This window comes from Porphyrobacter sp. ULC335 (genome assembly GCF_025917005.1).
In the GTDB taxonomy this organism is placed as follows: domain Bacteria; phylum Pseudomonadota; class Alphaproteobacteria; order Sphingomonadales; family Sphingomonadaceae; genus Erythrobacter.
Map to the genome: position 1 here is coordinate 2,624,238 of NZ_CP078091.1, position 15,098 is coordinate 2,639,335.

The 15,098-nt window shown below is 64.1% G+C and carries 14 protein-coding genes; 5 read left to right on the plus strand and 9 right to left on the minus strand.

Annotated features, from left to right (window positions below):
* Nucleotides 1-17 precede the first annotated feature (17 nt).
* Nucleotides 18-512: a YbjN domain-containing protein gene (locus KVF90_RS12510; RefSeq protein WP_264391907.1), complete on the plus strand. Its 495-nt coding sequence runs from the start codon at nucleotides 18-20 to the stop codon at nucleotides 510-512.
* A 21-nt stretch (nucleotides 513-533) separates the two neighbouring features.
* On the opposite strand, the gene KVF90_RS12515 is transcribed toward KVF90_RS12510, so the two are convergent.
* The 3 genes from KVF90_RS12515 to KVF90_RS12525 are packed head-to-tail and all read right to left on the minus strand — an operon-like array spanning nucleotide 534 to nucleotide 3,086.
* Entirely contained in the window at nucleotides 534-971 is a 438-nt protein-coding gene (locus KVF90_RS12515) for a DUF1330 domain-containing protein (protein WP_264391908.1), read from the minus strand.
* On the minus strand, nucleotides 968-1,486 hold the full coding sequence (locus tag KVF90_RS12520) for a GNAT family N-acetyltransferase (RefSeq protein ID WP_264391909.1): 519 nt from the start codon (nucleotides 1,484-1,486) through the stop codon (nucleotides 968-970). Before KVF90_RS12520 ends, KVF90_RS12515 begins: the two co-directional genes overlap by 4 nt.
* A complete protein-coding gene (locus tag KVF90_RS12525; RefSeq protein ID WP_264391910.1) occupies nucleotides 1,479-3,086 on the minus strand; it encodes a long-chain fatty acid--CoA ligase in 1,608 nt (535 codons plus the stop codon). The genes KVF90_RS12520 and KVF90_RS12525 overlap by 8 nt, the downstream gene beginning before the upstream one ends.
* Before the next feature lie 249 nt (nucleotides 3,087-3,335).
* Here KVF90_RS12525 and KVF90_RS12530 point away from each other — a divergent pair, with 249 nt between their 5' ends.
* Nucleotides 3,336-4,487: an OmpA family protein gene (locus KVF90_RS12530; RefSeq protein WP_264391911.1), complete on the plus strand. Its 1,152-nt coding sequence runs from the start codon at nucleotides 3,336-3,338 to the stop codon at nucleotides 4,485-4,487.
* Nucleotides 4,488-4,550: 63 nt separating this feature from the next.
* On the opposite strand, the gene dnaE is transcribed toward KVF90_RS12530, so the two are convergent.
* From dnaE to KVF90_RS12555, 5 genes are all read right to left on the minus strand, one after another.
* Nucleotides 4,551-8,051 carry a DNA polymerase III subunit alpha gene (gene dnaE / locus KVF90_RS12535; RefSeq protein ID WP_264391912.1) on the minus strand — a complete coding sequence of 1,167 codons (3,501 nt, stop codon included), beginning with the start codon at nucleotides 8,049-8,051 and terminating at the stop codon, nucleotides 4,551-4,553.
* 76 nt (nucleotides 8,052-8,127) lie between these two features.
* Entirely contained in the window at nucleotides 8,128-8,607 is a 480-nt protein-coding gene (locus tag KVF90_RS12540; RefSeq protein WP_264391913.1) for a glutathione peroxidase, read from the minus strand.
* A 26-nt stretch (nucleotides 8,608-8,633) separates the two neighbouring features.
* Nucleotides 8,634-8,921, minus strand: a complete 288-nt coding sequence (locus tag KVF90_RS12545; protein WP_264391914.1) for a hypothetical protein — start codon at nucleotides 8,919-8,921, stop codon at nucleotides 8,634-8,636.
* Nucleotides 8,922-8,973: 52 nt separating this feature from the next.
* The gene (locus KVF90_RS12550) at nucleotides 8,974-9,666 is read right to left on the minus strand and encodes an ABC transporter ATP-binding protein (RefSeq protein WP_264391915.1); all 693 of its coding nucleotides are present in this window, start codon (nucleotides 9,664-9,666) and stop codon (nucleotides 8,974-8,976) included.
* Nucleotides 9,659-10,897 (minus strand): lipoprotein-releasing ABC transporter permease subunit, encoded by a 1,239-nt coding sequence (locus KVF90_RS12555; protein WP_264391916.1) that lies wholly within the window; start codon nucleotides 10,895-10,897, stop codon nucleotides 9,659-9,661. The genes KVF90_RS12550 and KVF90_RS12555 overlap by 8 nt, the downstream gene beginning before the upstream one ends.
* Before the next feature lie 219 nt (nucleotides 10,898-11,116).
* On the opposite strand from KVF90_RS12555, the gene purF reads away from it, so the two are divergent.
* From purF to KVF90_RS12570, 3 genes are all read left to right on the plus strand, one after another.
* A complete protein-coding gene (gene purF, locus KVF90_RS12560; RefSeq protein ID WP_264391917.1) occupies nucleotides 11,117-12,604 on the plus strand; it encodes an amidophosphoribosyltransferase in 1,488 nt (495 codons plus the stop codon).
* A gap of 6 nt (nucleotides 12,605-12,610) precedes the next feature.
* The gene (locus tag KVF90_RS12565; protein ID WP_264391918.1) at nucleotides 12,611-13,327 is read left to right on the plus strand and encodes an SDR family NAD(P)-dependent oxidoreductase; all 717 of its coding nucleotides are present in this window, start codon (nucleotides 12,611-12,613) and stop codon (nucleotides 13,325-13,327) included.
* A gap of 135 nt (nucleotides 13,328-13,462) precedes the next feature.
* Nucleotides 13,463-13,810 (plus strand): PilZ domain-containing protein, encoded by a 348-nt coding sequence (locus KVF90_RS12570; protein WP_264391919.1) that lies wholly within the window; start codon nucleotides 13,463-13,465, stop codon nucleotides 13,808-13,810.
* Between the two features lie 16 nt (nucleotides 13,811-13,826).
* Here KVF90_RS12570 and KVF90_RS12575 read toward each other — a convergent pair whose 3' ends face one another.
* Nucleotides 13,827-15,062 carry a serine hydrolase domain-containing protein gene (locus tag KVF90_RS12575; protein ID WP_264391920.1) on the minus strand — a complete coding sequence of 412 codons (1,236 nt, stop codon included), beginning with the start codon at nucleotides 15,060-15,062 and terminating at the stop codon, nucleotides 13,827-13,829.
* Nucleotides 15,063-15,098: the final 36 nt, after the last annotated feature.

Here is a 15,098-nt window from a genome sequence, read left to right on the forward strand (position 1 = left end):
AGTCCAAAGGGGGAAATATGCGTTCGAAGATTCTTGCCGCCGCTGCTGCGATCACGTGCCTCGGCAGTGCCGCTCATGCCCAAACCGCGCAGACAATGCAGCACTTTACCCGCGCCGATCTGGAAAGCGCGCTGCGCGAAGCAGGCGCAACCATCACCGCCACCGACACGGTCAGCCAGCGCATCGATTTCACCTTCAACGGAGGCGTCAACGCAGATGCGCTGCTGCTCGCCTGCGAGGACGACAAGCTCAAGACGAAGTGCATCGGCTCCTCGTTGCTCGCAACCTTCACGCCTGATGACCTCCAGACGCCCGAGCAGATAGGGGATGCGATCAACACCTATAATTACAAAGAGAATTTCGGCCGCGCCTATATTGATCCGGACGGCACGATCTCGGTGCGGATGTTTATCATTTCGGATGGCGGCATCACCCGCGCCAATTACAGCAGGCAGATCGGCCTGTGGTTCGCATCGGTCACCGAGTTTTTCAGCTATCTCTACGGCGAGTGACGCTGTCGGGGGGCCTCGGGATTACCCGAAGCCCTCCCCGGCCTCACCCGGAGCAAACCGGATCAGGCGGCTGTCGACCAGCGCGGCGGTGCGGTTGACGACCGCTTTCCGGTATTCCGGATCCTTGATCATTTCGAAGAACGCCCCGGCATTCGGATACTGCGCCACGAACCCATCGTGCCAGCGTTCACCCTCCGGCCCTGTCACGACCGTCTGGAAGCTCCCGCGCCACAGAATGCTGCCGCCGACTCGCTGGAAGATCGGGCCGCTGGTTTTGCCGTATTCCTCGTAGGCGCGCTGCCCGCTCCAACCCTTGCCTGCATGTTCGTGGCCTTCGGGATATTCCGCCACATCGCGGTACAGCAGCAGGTTGAGCATGTTGATCGGCGTATCGCGCGGCAGGTCCTTGAAGGCCTGAAAGTTGGCGGGCGACGGGTCGATGTAAGTCTCGCAGGTCATAAGGCGTCATCCTCCTCCATGAGGTTTCGCTGCATGTAGACGGTGTCGAGCACGCGGCCGAATTTGCGGCCGACATTGCGCAAGCGGCCCGCGTGTTCGAAGCCGCACTTGCCGTGAAGCGCGACCGAGGCAGGCTCGCCGCCGCCCGCCACCGCAATCATCTGCTCGAACCCGCATGCCCGCGCCGCATCGATCAACGCGGGGAGCAGGGCCGACCCGATCCGGCCCCCGCGCGCATCAGGCGCGATGTAAATGCTGTCCTCGCACGTCGCCGCATAGGCGGCACGCTCGCGGAACCGCGCGGCATAGGCATAGCCGAGGATCGTGCTGTCCCGCTCGGCAATCAGGAACGGCCACCCCTGCACGGCAAAGTGCGCGATCTTTTCGGCCCACTCCCGCGCTATCGGTGCGACCGTGTCAAAGGTCCCCGTGCCGTTGGCGACGTGCCATGCATAGATGTCGCAAACGGCCTGCGCGTCATCCTCTCGCGCAGGCCGGATCACGAGGTCAGCCAAGCGTGTAGTCCGCAAAGCGGTCACGCAGGTCTTTCTTGCTGATCTTGCCGGTGGCGGTGTGCGGGATGTCGTCGACGAATTCGACCGCATCGGGCAGCCACCACTTGGCGATCTGCGGCTTGAGGTGTTCGACAATGTCGTCGGCAGTCACCTCGGCTCCAGCCTTCTTGACCACGAACAGCACCGGGCGCTCGTCCCACTTGGGGTGGAAGATTCCGATGCAAGCCGCCTCGGCCACAGCGGGATGGCCGCAAGCGGCATTTTCCAGCTCGACCGAACTGATCCACTCGCCGCCCGATTTGATCACGTCCTTGGTCCGGTCGGTCAGCTGGAGCGTGCCGTCAGGGTGGAGGATGCCGACATCGCCGGTATCGAACCAGCCGTCGTTGTTGGTCGCATCCTGCTCCGCCTTGAAATAGCGCCGGATCACCCACGGGCCGCGGATCTGGAGCGCGCCGCTGGTCTTGCCATCGCGCGGCAGTTCGGTGGTCATGTCAGACAGGTCCACCGTGCGCAGCTGGACGCCGAAGATCGGGCGGCCCTGCATCGCGGTCTTCTCGATCTTCTCTTCCAGGGTGAGCGTATCCCAGTCCCAGGTCGGGCCACCGAGCGTGCCGATCGGCGAAGTCTCGGTCATGCCCCAGGCGTGCTGGACGCGGGTGCCGTTCCGCAGCAGACGCTCGATCATGAACCTGGGTGCGGCCGATCCGCCGATGGTTGCAGCCTTGAGCGGCGGCAGGTCGATCCCGTTGGCGTCGCAATACTGGAAATGCGCCAGCCAGACGGTCGGCACACCCGCAGAATCGGTCACGCGCTCGCGCAGCATCAGATCGTGGAGCACCGCCGGATCATTCACCGCCGAGAACACGAACTTGATCCCCGCCATCGCACCAGCATAGGGCAAGCCCCAGCTGGCCGCGTGGAACATCGGGACAACCGGCAGCATCACCGAGGCGCTCGAAAAGTTGAACGCCGCCGTTTGCAGGCCCGCCATGGCGTGGAGCACGGTCGAGCGATGCTCGTATTGCACGCCCTTGGGATTGCCGGTCGTGCCGCTGGTGTAGCAGATCATGCAGGGGTCGGTTTCCGGCCCCGTCACCCATTCGAAATCGCCATCCTCGGCGCCGATCCAGTCCTCGAAGGCGGGAGCATTCGCACCGCTATCATAGCAGATGTAATGTTCGACCGTTGGCCAGCGGCTCTTCATGCGGTCGACAATCGGCTGGAACGCCGCATCGTAACACATCACGCGATCCTCGGCGTGGTTGACGATATATTCGAGCTGGTCGTCGAACAGGCGCGGGTTCACCGTGTGGAGCACCCCGCCCATGCCTGCAACGCCATACCAGCTGACGAGGTGGCGCGAATGGTTCATGGCAAGGCTCGCAACCTTGTCACCCGGCTTCAGGCCGAGCCGCTGAAGCGCCTGCGCCATCTTCAGCGCGTCGCGGCGGATGCCCGCCCAGTCGGTGCGCGTTTCGGCGCCATCGGCCCACCGGCTGACGATCTCGCGCGTCGGTGCCTCGCGCGCGGCATGATCGATCACAGCGGTGACCCGCATCGTCCAGTCCTGCATTGCCCCGAGCCTGGTTCCGGCCATTGTCTTTATCTCTCCCTTTGCGATCACGATGCGCCGTCTCTCACACGGCGTGAAGCCATGTTCATGCCTTCGGCCGCGCGCCTTGGCAATCGGTTCGCCCAATGGTCGCCACGTTTCATCGTAATGCGATGAAACAATTTCCCTTTGCCGAGGCTACCCCCCCTGCCGCTTGCAGAATGCAGTGTCACCACACTGGCACAGAGCGGCTTTAGCTCAGCACGGGGCGTCCACTTTCGAGGGATAAGACCAATGAAGAATACAGCATTTCTGATGGCTGGCGCGGCGATGATTATCGCTGTGCCTGCCCACGCACGCGAGGGACAACCCTATATCGGCATCAACGGCGGCGTCATCTTGGACGACCAGGTGCGGATCAACATCGATAGCGGCGAAGAAGTCGGGCCGGTCCAGACTGCCGCCATCGCAAACACCAATCTCGGCATCGATGGCGATCTGGTCATCGGCTACGACTTCGGCCCGTTCCGGCTTGAAGCAGAAGGCGGCTACAAGCGCGCAGGCTACGAAAGCTTGCAAGTGCTGAACTCCGCAATCCTGCCGGGCGGCATCACCGTTCCCCCGGGCACTCTGGTGCAAAACGAGAGCGATCTCGAAATCTGGAGCGGCATGGTCAACGCCATGGTCGAATTCGGCAGCGATGACGGGTTCCAGATCTTTGGCGGCGGCGGCGTTGGCGTTGCCCGGATGGAGCTTCCGGTCAATGTGCCGACCGTCGGCACGGTGATCGATGACAAGGCGACCGATTTTGCCTGGCAGCTGATTGGCGGCGTAAGGCTGGCCGTCACCGACAATGTCGATCTCGGGGTCAAGTACCGCTATTTCGTGGCCGACAATTTCGACTTCCAGGCAGCCAATGGCCGCGGCCTGACCGCCGATTATTCGGCGCATTCGGTGCTGGCGAGCCTGACCTACAACTTTGGCGGTCGCGCACAGCCCGAGCCGGCACCGGTCATGGCTCCTCCTCCGCCCCCGCCGGTGATGGCACCCCCGCCGCCGCGTCCGGTTGCACCGCCGCCGCCGCCGCGTCCCGCCTGCAACACCGGCCCGTACATCGTGTTCTTCGATTTCGACCGGTCTGACATCAGCCCCGAAGCCTCGAGCATCCTCAACAACGCGGTCACCGCCTATGCCAATTGCGGCACGGCGCGCGTGATGCTGGCTGGCCACACGGACAGCTCGGGCGGCGCGCAGTACAACATGGCGCTGGCCGAGCGCCGCAATGGCGCCGTGCGCAGCTACATGACATCGCGCGGCGTTCCTGCCGGTCAGATCTCGGGCGAAGCGTTCGGCGAAAGCCAGCCGCGCGTGCCGACCGCTGACGGCGTCCGCGAGGCGCAGAACCGCCGCGTGGAAGTGACCTACGGCCCGGGTTCGGGCATGTAAGGCTTCACGCCAAGTAACGACCAAGCGAGGGGCCGGAGCAATCCGGCCCCTTTGCTTTGGGGCCTAGGCTACCAGCCGCAGGTTGCCGCGCTTCTTGAGCGGGACGAGCGATACCTTCGCAATCCCGTCGACTGCGGCGAGCCGTTCGGCCAGTTCACCCGTCAGCACGAAATTCCGCCCGAGCCGCAGCTGCACCTGCCCCCCATCGGCCAGGCTGATCTGAACCACGACTTCCCCCGCACCGACCGGCCGGTCGCCCTGCGCGGCTTGCAGTTCGATCTGGAGTTCACGCAGGGCTTCGATTGTGGCGATCTCGGCGCTTAACTCCATCGCGGTTGTCCCGCTGACGGCCGCCAGCGGCCGCGCGCCGCGCACCGTCAGCCGTGGGGGTTCATCCGGGTTGGGAGAATCAAGCTCGACCGTCAGCAGCAGGCATTCCCCGGTCTGCGCCCAGCGCTCGAAATCGGGGACAAGCGCCTCTTCGAAGCAGGCTGCGGAAAACTGGCCCGAGGCGTCCGAGAAGTCCGCACGCACGAAAGTGCCGCCCTTACGGGTACGGGCTTTGGTGATCCCTTCGACCAGCACCGCCATCACCGCCGATCCTTTCCCACCAACAGGCGCGCCCGCTTCCATCAGGCTTTGATAGGTCCGCGCGCCATTGGCCGAGGCGACATCGCGGTATTGCTGCACCGGGTGGGCGGAGAAATAGAAGCCGAAGTTCTCGCGTTCCTTGGCCATCCGCTCGGTTCGGCTCCACGGATCGGTCGGTTGGAGACGGAGCTCTTCGGCAGGCCCGGCATCGCCGCCGAACAGGCCCACCTGCCCGCTTGACCGTTCGCGGATCGCCGCATCGGCGACCGCCATCAGCATGTCGGCGTTGGCGAACAGCAAGGCACGGTCAGGCTCGAGCCCGTCAAACGCCCCCGCGCAGATCAGGCCTTCCAGCTGGCGACGGTTCATCGTGCCCTGCGGCAGCCGCTCGAACAGGTCCTTGAGGCTGGCAAAAGCCCCATTCGCGCCCCGCTCGGCAACGATCGCGTCCATCGCCTTTTCGCCGACATTGCGGATCCCCGCGAGCGCATAGCGCACCGCGTAACCCTCGTCCGTCTGCTCGACGGTGAACTCGGCTTCGCTGGCGTTGATGCAGGGCGGCAGGACCGCCACGCCGCCGTGACCATTGGGATAACGCCGCGCGTCGTCGACAAAGACGTTGAGCTTTTCCGACTGGTGCATGTCGAAGCACATGGACGCGGCGTAGAATTCCTCGGGGTAATGGGCCTTCAGCCAGCCGGTCTGATAGGCGAGCAGCGCGTAGGCGGCGGCGTGCGATTTGTTGAAGCCGTAGCCTGCGAACTTGTCGATCAAGTCGAACAATTCATTGGCGCGCTTGGGTTCGATGCCGGAGTTGGCCTTGCAGCCCTCGACAAAGCGCCCGCGCTGGGCGTCCATTTCGGCCTGCACCTTCTTGCCCATCGCGCGGCGCAGCAAGTCCGCGTCGCCGAGCGAGTAACCGGCCAGCACCTGTGCGGCCTGCATCACCTGTTCCTGATAGACGAAGATGCCATAGGTTTCCGCAAGGATGCCTTCCAGCTTCTCGTGCGGATACTCGATGGCGACCTGACCCGCCTTGCGCTGGCCGAACAGCGGGATGTTGTCCATCGGGCCGGGGCGGTAGAGCGAAACGAGCGCGATGATGTCGCCGAAATTGGTCGGCTTCACCGCCTTCAGCGTGCGGCGCATCCCTTCGGATTCCAGCTGGAACACGCCCACCGTGTTGCCCGCCTGCATGAGGTGGTAAACCTGCGCATCGTCCAGCGGCAGCGCGCCAAGGTCGATCGCGATACCGCGTGCCTCCAGCAGATCGACCGCCTTGCGCAACACCGACAGCGTTTTCAGCCCGAGGAAGTCGAACTTCACCAACCCGCTGGATTCGACATATTTCATGTCGAACTGCGTCACCGGCATATCGGATCGGGGATCGCGATACAGCGGCACCAATTGCGCCAGCGGCCTGTCGCCGATCACCACACCCGCCGCGTGGGTCGATGAATTGCGCGGCAGGCCTTCAAGCTGCATCGCGAGATCGACGAGGCGCTTCACTTCGGGCTGCGTGTCGTATTCGCGCTTGAAATCCGCCGCGCCGTTCAGAGCGCGCGGCAGCGGCCAGGGATCGGTGGGGTGGTTGGGCACCATCTTGCAGAGGCGGTCCACCTGACCGTAGCTCATCTGCAGAATACGCCCGCAATCGCGCAACACCGCGCGCGCCTTGAGCTTGCCGAAGGTGATGATCTGCGCGACGTGATCGCTGCCATATTTCTGCTGGACGTAGCGGATCACCTCGCCGCGCCGCGTTTCGCAGAAGTCGATATCGAAGTCGGGCATCGACACGCGTTCGGGGTTGAGGAAGCGTTCGAACAGCAGCCCGAGCCGGATCGGATCGAGATCGGTGATGGTCAGTGCCCACGCCACCGCCGAGCCTGCGCCCGACCCGCGCCCCGGCCCCACCGGAATGCCCTGTTCCTTGGCCCACTTGATGAAGTCGGCAACGATCAGGAAGTAGCCGGGAAAACCCATGTTGACGATGACATTGATCTCGAATTCGAGCCGGTCGAAATAGACCTTGCGCTCCTCCTCGGTGAGATCGGGATAGGCCTCCAACCGCGCCTCCAGCCCGGCGCGCGAGTCCTCTGCCAGCATCCGTGCTTCGCCGGAAAGGTCGCCCGCAAGGCTGGGCAGGATCGGCTTGCGGTAGGGCGGAGCAAAGGCGCAGCGCTGGGCGATCACCAGCGTGTTGGCGGTCGCTTCGGGGAGGTCGGCGAAGGCCTCCTCCATCATGCTCGCCGACTTCACGAAGGCTTGCGGGTTGGAGCGGGGGCGATCATCCGCCTCGATCTGGGTCGAGTTGGCGATGCACAGCATGGCGTCATGCGCCTTGTGCATATGCGGTTCGGCGAAGTTGGCGGGGTTGGTCGCCACCAGCGGCAGGCCGCGGGCATAGGCAAGGTCGATCAGCGCTTCCTCGGCCCGCTCGCACACCGGATCGCCGTGACGGGCGAGTTCGATGTAGAGCCGCCCCGGGAACAGCGCTTCAAGCCGCTCGGCAAGCTTCGCCCCTGCATCAAGCTGCCCTTCGGCCATCAACCGCGTCAACCCGCCCTCGCCCGCGCCGGTCAGGGCGATCAGCCCTTCGGTGCGGCCTTCCAGATCGGCGAGCGTGACATGCGGGTCGCGCTCAAGCGGGCGATCAAGGTGCGCGCTTGAGACGAGGTGGCACAGGTTGTCGTAACCCGCGTCATCCTGCGCAAACAGGGCGAGGTAATCCACCCCGCCGCGCTCGTCATCGCGCGCCACGCCCAGCATCGCGCCGATGATCGGCTGCACGCCCTCGCCCTTGCAGGCAGCGGCAAAGGCCATGATCCCGTAAAGCCCGTTGCGGTCACAAATGGCGATGGCGGGATAGCCGCGCTCCTTCGCCAGCTTGGCAATGTCCTTCGGGTCGATTGCCCCTTCGAGCATCGAATAGGACGACAGGACACGCAAGGGAACGAAGGGGGCGAAGGACATCCTGTGCAATTTAGGAACTCGCGGCGATTCTCAAAGCGGCAGCCGGTTTAACCTGTGCACAGGGCGGCGCATAAGCTCACAACAGCTTTTCGATGTCCTTGGCGATCTTGTCCGGCGCGTCGGTGGGGCCGTAGCGCTTCACCACCGTGCCATCGCGGCCGATCAGGAACTTGGTGAAGTTCCACTTGATCGAGGTGGAGCCCATCAACCCCTTGGCCGAGGTTTTGAGCCAGTCATAAAGCGGCGAGGCGTGGGCGCCATTGACTTCCACCTTCGCCATCAGCGGGAAGGTGACGCCGAAATTGACCTTGCAGAACTCGGCGATCTCGTCGGCATTGCCCGGCTCCTGCCCGCCGAACTGGTTGCAGGGAAAGCCCAGCACTTCAAAGCCGCGATCCTTGTAGGTCTGGTAGAGCTTCTCCAGCCCGTCATACTGGGGCGTGAAGCCGCACTTGCTCGCGGTGTTGACCACCAGCAACACGGTGCCGAGCTTGTCCTTGAGGTCGACCTCCTGGCCGCGATTGGTGGTGACTGTGAAATCGGCAATCGTCGGCATCTGGGTCCCCCGGGCTGAATGTCGTGTCAGCTGGAACCTTGTGCAGGGAAATCGGGGTGAGTGGCAAGTGCCATCGCTTCATCTGCGTCATATGACCGATCGCCGGCCTTTTGGATGACATAACCTTGCCGGTCGTCATCGGGCAGCTGTGCCATGTGGCGGATCATTTCGGCAAAAGTGCCGCGCAGCAGGGGGACGCCCCCATCGGAAAGCTGCGCATCCTGCGTCGCCGGTACAATCGCGGCGCGATCGTCCCAGGCCTGCGCGCCGGACGGCACGGTATCGCCTTTGAAAGTGCTCGGATGATCGGTCATGGGTGGTTCCTCCTGCCTGCCTTGTGCGGCGCCCGGCGGAAGGAAGCTCAACCTAGATCAGGACGCCTTCCCTCAGGCGGACGATCCGGTCCATCCGCGCGGCAAGGCGTTCGTTATGGGTGGCAACCAGCGCCGCGCTGCCCTCCCCGCGCACCAGTGCGAGGAACTGGGCGAGCACTGCATCGGCTGTGTGTTCGTCAAGATTGCCGGTCGGTTCGTCCGCGAGCACCAGCGTGGGCCGGTTGGCCAGCGCACGGGCGACGGCCACGCGCTGCTGCTCGCCGCCCGAAAGCTGGCTCGGCCGGTGGGTCAGACGCGCGCCCAGCCCGAGGCTTGTGAGCAGACTGTCCGCCCGCTCCTCCGCCGCGTTGCGCGCCACGCCGCGGATCATCTGCGGCATCACCACATTCTCGCGCGCGTCGAAATCGGGGAGCAGGTGGTGGAACTGGTAGACGAAGCCGAGATGTTCACGCCGCAGCGCGGTTCGCTCGTCCCCGGCGAGATGTTCGGCCTTCTGCCCGGCAATGCTGATCGACCCTTCAAACCCGCCTTCCAGCAGACCCACGGCTTGCAGCATTGTCGACTTTCCCGAACCCGAAGGGCCAAGCAGCGCGACGATTTCGCCCGGCTTGATCTCGAGGTTCACGCCGCGCAGCACGTCGATGCGCTGCCCGCCCTGTTCGAACGAACGCTTCAGATCGCTCAGGGCGACGATGGGCGCGCCAGTGATCAGCGGGCTATTCATAACGCAGCACCTGTACCGGATCGGTGTTCGCCGCCTTGAGCGCGGGATAGAGCGTCGCCAGGAAGCTCATTGTCAGGGCCAGCATGACGATGCCGAAGACTTCCCACGGATCGGTGCGCGAAGGCAGGGTGGACAGGAAGCGCACCTCGGGATCCCAGATTTCCTGACCGGTCGCAAAGGCGATGAAATCGACGATCGGCTCGCGGAAGAACAGCACGATAGCGCCCAGCAGCAGCCCCGCAATCGTCCCGATCGCGCCGACAGTGGTGCCGGTGGTCACGAAGATCTTGAGCAGGCTTCTGCGGGTCGCGCCCATGGTGCGCATGATCGCGATGTCACGCGTCTTGGCGCGCACCAGCATGACGAGACTCGACAGGATGTTGAAGGCCGCCACCAGCACCATGAAGCTGAGCGCGAAGAACATCGCCACCCGCTCGACCTGCAAGGCTTCGAACAGCGCGGAGTTCATCGTCTTCCAATCGGCGATCACCGCCTTGCCGGTCAGCTTGTCGGCCAGCGGCGAGAGGATCTCGCCCACCTTGTCGGGATCATCGACCGTGATTTCGATCTGCGCCACCGAATCGCCCATCAGCAGCAGGCTCTGCGCGTCCTTGAGCGGGAGCATCACGAACTTCTCGTCGAAGGTGTAGATGCCGACCTCAAAGATCGCGCCGACTTCGTAGGGCAATTGGCGGATGGTGGTGCCGAACGGCGTGGTGCGCCCTGCGGGGTTGATGATGGTGATGGTATCGCCGACGCGGATGCCGAGGTTCTGCGCCAGGCGGCTGCCGATGGCCACGCGCCCCGATCCGTCCTGAAGCGCGCTGATGTTGCCGAGCAGCACCTTTTCGCCCAGCGCGGCGACATCCTTGTCGCTCTGCCCGCGCAGGAAGATCGCCTCGACATTGCCGTTGAAGCTGACCAGCAGCGGCTTTTCGATCATTGGCGAGGCTTCGACCACGCCCGGCGTACGCTCGATATTGGCGAGCAGGCTCTGCCAGTTTTCCAGCTTGCCGCCATAGGCCTGCACCACGGCGTGACCGTTGAGGTTCACGATCTTGTCGAGCAACTCGCCGCGAAAGCCGTTCATCACGCTCATCACGATGACCAGCATCGCGACCGAGAGCATCACCACTCCAACCGAAATCCCGGCGACGAGGGCAATGAACGCCTCCCCCTTGCCGGGCCAGAGGTAGCGTTTGGCGATCATCCATTCGAAGGGGGAGAGCATGAGAGGTGTGGGTTGCCCGTAATGTGCTGAAAGCTGCCTGTAGAGCGAGCGCGCACTGCCCGCAATCCCGCGCGATGCGCCGGGCGCGTGTCGCACTCCGGTCAGCAAAAAGGCGGGCACCGCCGCGACGCTATCCCTTGTAATTGATCCGTCACATCGCCATTGGAGCGGTGCGCTCAGGACGCGAGATTCCGACGGTCCGGGCGATCAGGTTTGGTGATGCCGATGACACTACGCAACGTGACTCACCCCTTCCTTGACGCCGATGGCGACAAGCTACGGGAGGAATGCGGAATCTTCGGCGTGATCCGGGCGGCCGATGCTGCTGCGACCACGGCGCTCGGTCTCCATGCCCTCCAGCACCGCGGACAGGAAGCGGCCGGAATCGTCAGCTTTGACGGTCAGGAATTCTACGCCCGTCGCGGCCTCGGGCATGTGGCCGAGAATTTCACCAGTTCGGAAGCGATTTCCTCGCTGCCAGGTCACATGGCGGCAGGCCACGTCCGCTATTCGACCACCGGCGGCGCGGGCCTCAGAAACGTCCAGCCGCTCTATGCCGACCTTGCGAGCGGCGGCTTTGCGGTTGCGCATAACGGCAATATTTCCAACGCGATGATGCTGCGTTCCGACCTTGTCGGCAAGGGATCGATCTTCCAGTCGACCTCCGATACCGAGGTGATCATCCACCTCGTCGCCACCAGCCGCTACCCCACCATTGCCGACCGTCTGGTGGACGCCCTGCGTCTGGTCGAGGGCGCCTATGCACTGATCGTGATGACGCCCGAGGGCATGATCGCCTGCCGCGATCCGCTCGGCATCCGGCCGCTGGTTATGGGTCGGATGGGCGATTCGATTCTGTTCGCTTCCGAAACCGTGGCCTTCGACGTGGTCGGCGCCGAGGTGATCCGCGAAGTGGAGCCGGGCGAGCTGGTGCTGGTCGATTTCGCGGGCGAGATTCGTTCGGTGCGCCCCTTCGGCAGCCCGGCCCCGCGCCCCTGCATCTTCGAACATGTTTATTTCAGCCGACCGGATTCGGTCTTTGCCGGACGTTCGGTTTACGAAGCGCGCAAGGCAATCGGCATGGAGCTGGCCCTAGAAGCACCGTGCGAAGCCGATCTGGTCGTGCCTGTGCCGGACAGCGGCGTGCCGGCGGCCATCGGCTTTGCGCAAACTTCGGGTCTGCCTTTCGAGCTTGGCATCATCCGCTCGCACTATGTCGGGCGCACCTTCATCCAGCCTTCGGACGGCGCGCGCCATTCGAGCGTGAAGCGCAAGCACAATGCCAACCGCGCCCTCGTCGAAGGCAAGCGCATCGTGCTGATCGACGATTCCATCGTGCGCGGCACCACCAGTCTCAAGATCGTCGAGATGATGCGTGAAGCAGGCGCGGCCGAAGTCCACTTCCGCGTTGCCAGTCCGCCAACCGCGCATTCCTGCTTCTACGGTGTCGACACGCCCGAACGCTCCAAACTGCTTGCCGCGCGCATGGAGCTGGAGCCGATGCGGCAGTTCATCAAGGCCGACAGCCTCGCCTTCATCTCGATCGACGGTCTCTACCGCGCGGTTGGCAAGAAGGGGCGCGACAAGGCCTGCCCGCAATTCTGCGACGCCTGCTTCACCGGCGACTATCCGACCAGCCTGACCGATCTGGCGCTGGCCGAACAGAAGACCGCCGAACTTCCCTTTGCCGATCCGAAAGCTGCCTGACCCGTCATGACCGAACTTGCAAAGCCGCTTTCCGGCCAGACCGCGCTTGTCACCGGCGCCAGCCGCGGCATCGGCGCCGCCACCGCCAAGGCGCTCGCCGCAGCGGGTGCGCACGTCATTCTGGTGGCCCGCAAGGTCAAGGCGCTCGAGGCGGTGGAGGATGAAATCCACGCAGCTGGCGGCACGTCCACCATCGCGCCGGTTGACCTGACCGAACCTGATGCCGTCAGCCGCCTCGCCAGCGCGATTGCCGGCCGATGGCCGACGATTGACATCATGGTGCTGGCCGCCGGCTATCTGCCCGAACTGACCCCGGCATCGCAGATGGAGCCCAAGCAGTTCAATCAGGCGCTGCTCATCAACTTCGTCGCCAATCAGGCGCTGATTGCCGGTTTCGATCCGCTGCTGCGCCGTGCGGCAGCCGGACGGATCATCGGCCTCACCAGCAGCGTCGCCGCCACGCCCCGGCCCTATTGGGGCGCTTACAGCTCAACCAAGGCGGCGTTCGAGAACCTGCTGGAAACCTATGCCGCCGAGGTCGAGCGGCTCAGCCCCTTGCGTGTCGCCATTGTCGATCCGGGTGCGACCCGCACCGAAATGCGCGCCCGCGCCTATCCCGGCGAGGACCCGCAGACCGTCAAGGCTCCGGAGGTCGTCGCCGACCGGCTTGTCGCGCTGCTGGTAGAGGGTTTCACCGCTCTGCACCGCGAACGGATCGACTGAACGTGGGCGCGGCGCGCTCTGCCTAAAGGTCGTTTACCAATTTTTTTAACTGTCGCTTAAGGAAGCCGGGCGCAAAACCCTGCGCGGACCAATTCGCCCCGAGAGACCGCAGGCTTCGATACAAGGTTGACAGCGATGCCGCTGAATTCTGATTCCTACCGCGCTGCTGCGCAGGAAGACCGGTGCAGCCCCCGTACCCGCTTGACCATCCCCGCTACCCTGCGTGCGTCGGGTGGCCGTGCGTTCCAGAGTGTGGTCCAGGATCTTTCGATCTCCGGCTTTTCGGCCGCTTCGATCAACCGGATGCACGAAGGCCAGATGTGCTGGCTGACGCTTCCGGGTCTCGAATCGCTGCAGGCCGAAGTCGTGTGGTGGGACAATTGCATCGTCGGCTGTGCATTCAGCGAGCTGCTGAGCCCGATCGTCCACGACAACATCCTGCAACGCTACAGCAATGTCGGGGTTTACCGTCAGGTGATCTGAACCGCTGCAGGGGCGTTTACTTCGCCTCTGCCGCGATCTTCCGGCTCAGATCGAGAAACTGCCCCCGCTCCGGGCCGCCGCTCGCCGTGGCCCAGTTGCCGACATAGGCGACGACCACACCTTTGTCGGGGAACAGGGTGATGGCCTGCCCGAAGATGCCTTGCGCGCCATAGGTGCCCTGCGGATAGGTCCACCACTGGTAGCCATAGCCGAAGCCGCTTGATCCGAAATCGACGGCGCTGTCGGTCGCCTCGGCAAACCAGCCTTCCGGCACCACGCCCTTGCCACCCTCGAGCGCAAAGAGTCCCATGCGGGCATAGTCGCCAAGCGTGATCGACAGGCAGCACCCGCCGATGTTCCCACCGCGCGGATCAACCATCCAGAACAGGTCGCCTTCAAAGCCCGCCGGATCGACGATCTTGTCCTTGGCATATTCGGCCAGCGGCTGGCCCACCGCGTTCTCGACCAGCACACCGATGAGGTTGGTCTCGCCGGTCTTGTAGACCCACTTGACCCCCGGCTCCGCCTCTCGCGGGAGCGCCTTCATCTGCGCGACGATCGCTTCCGCGCCGTATTCGACCACGAAGCGGTTCATCTGCGCGACGTCGCTGTTCGGGTCGGTGTAGTTTTCGTCCCATTTGACCCCGCTGGTCATGGTGGCGAGCTGGCGGACGGTCACGCCTTCGTAGGCCGAACCCTTGAGGCCCGGGATATACTTGGTCACCGGATCATCAAGGCTGGCGATGAACCCGTCCTTCACCGCCGCGCCGAGCAGCGTGGAGGTGAAGCTCTTGGCAACCGAAAAGCTGGTCCAGCGATCCTTCGGCCCCAGGCCGAGGCCATATTCCTCGTGCACGACCTTGCCATCGACGAGCACCATCACACCGGCGGTCTTGCTCGACTGCATCAGCGCGGCGATCTCGGTCTGCAAGGCAGGGCTAAGCGGTGCGCCCTTGGGCAGCGCGCGCGCCGACTTGGCGGCGGGCACTTCGTGGCCAGCAAACCATTGCTCCATTTCGCGGAACCGCTGACTGCGCTGCTCATCTGTCCAGAACAGCACCTGCAGATCGGCCATGTCGCGCGCCGGGGGCTGAGTGAGCCGGGCGGCAGGCGTTTCGGGATATTGCGGCGGAACCGCCAGCGCGGGAGCATCTTTCGCGGTCTGCGCGTGGAGCGGCGCAATCCCGCCCAGCGGCATGACCAAGGTCAGGGCCAGTGCCGCACCCGCCAGCATGCCGTTCTTCAAGCCCATGATATCACCCTCTCGTCTTTTCGTTGCGGGAGGTTT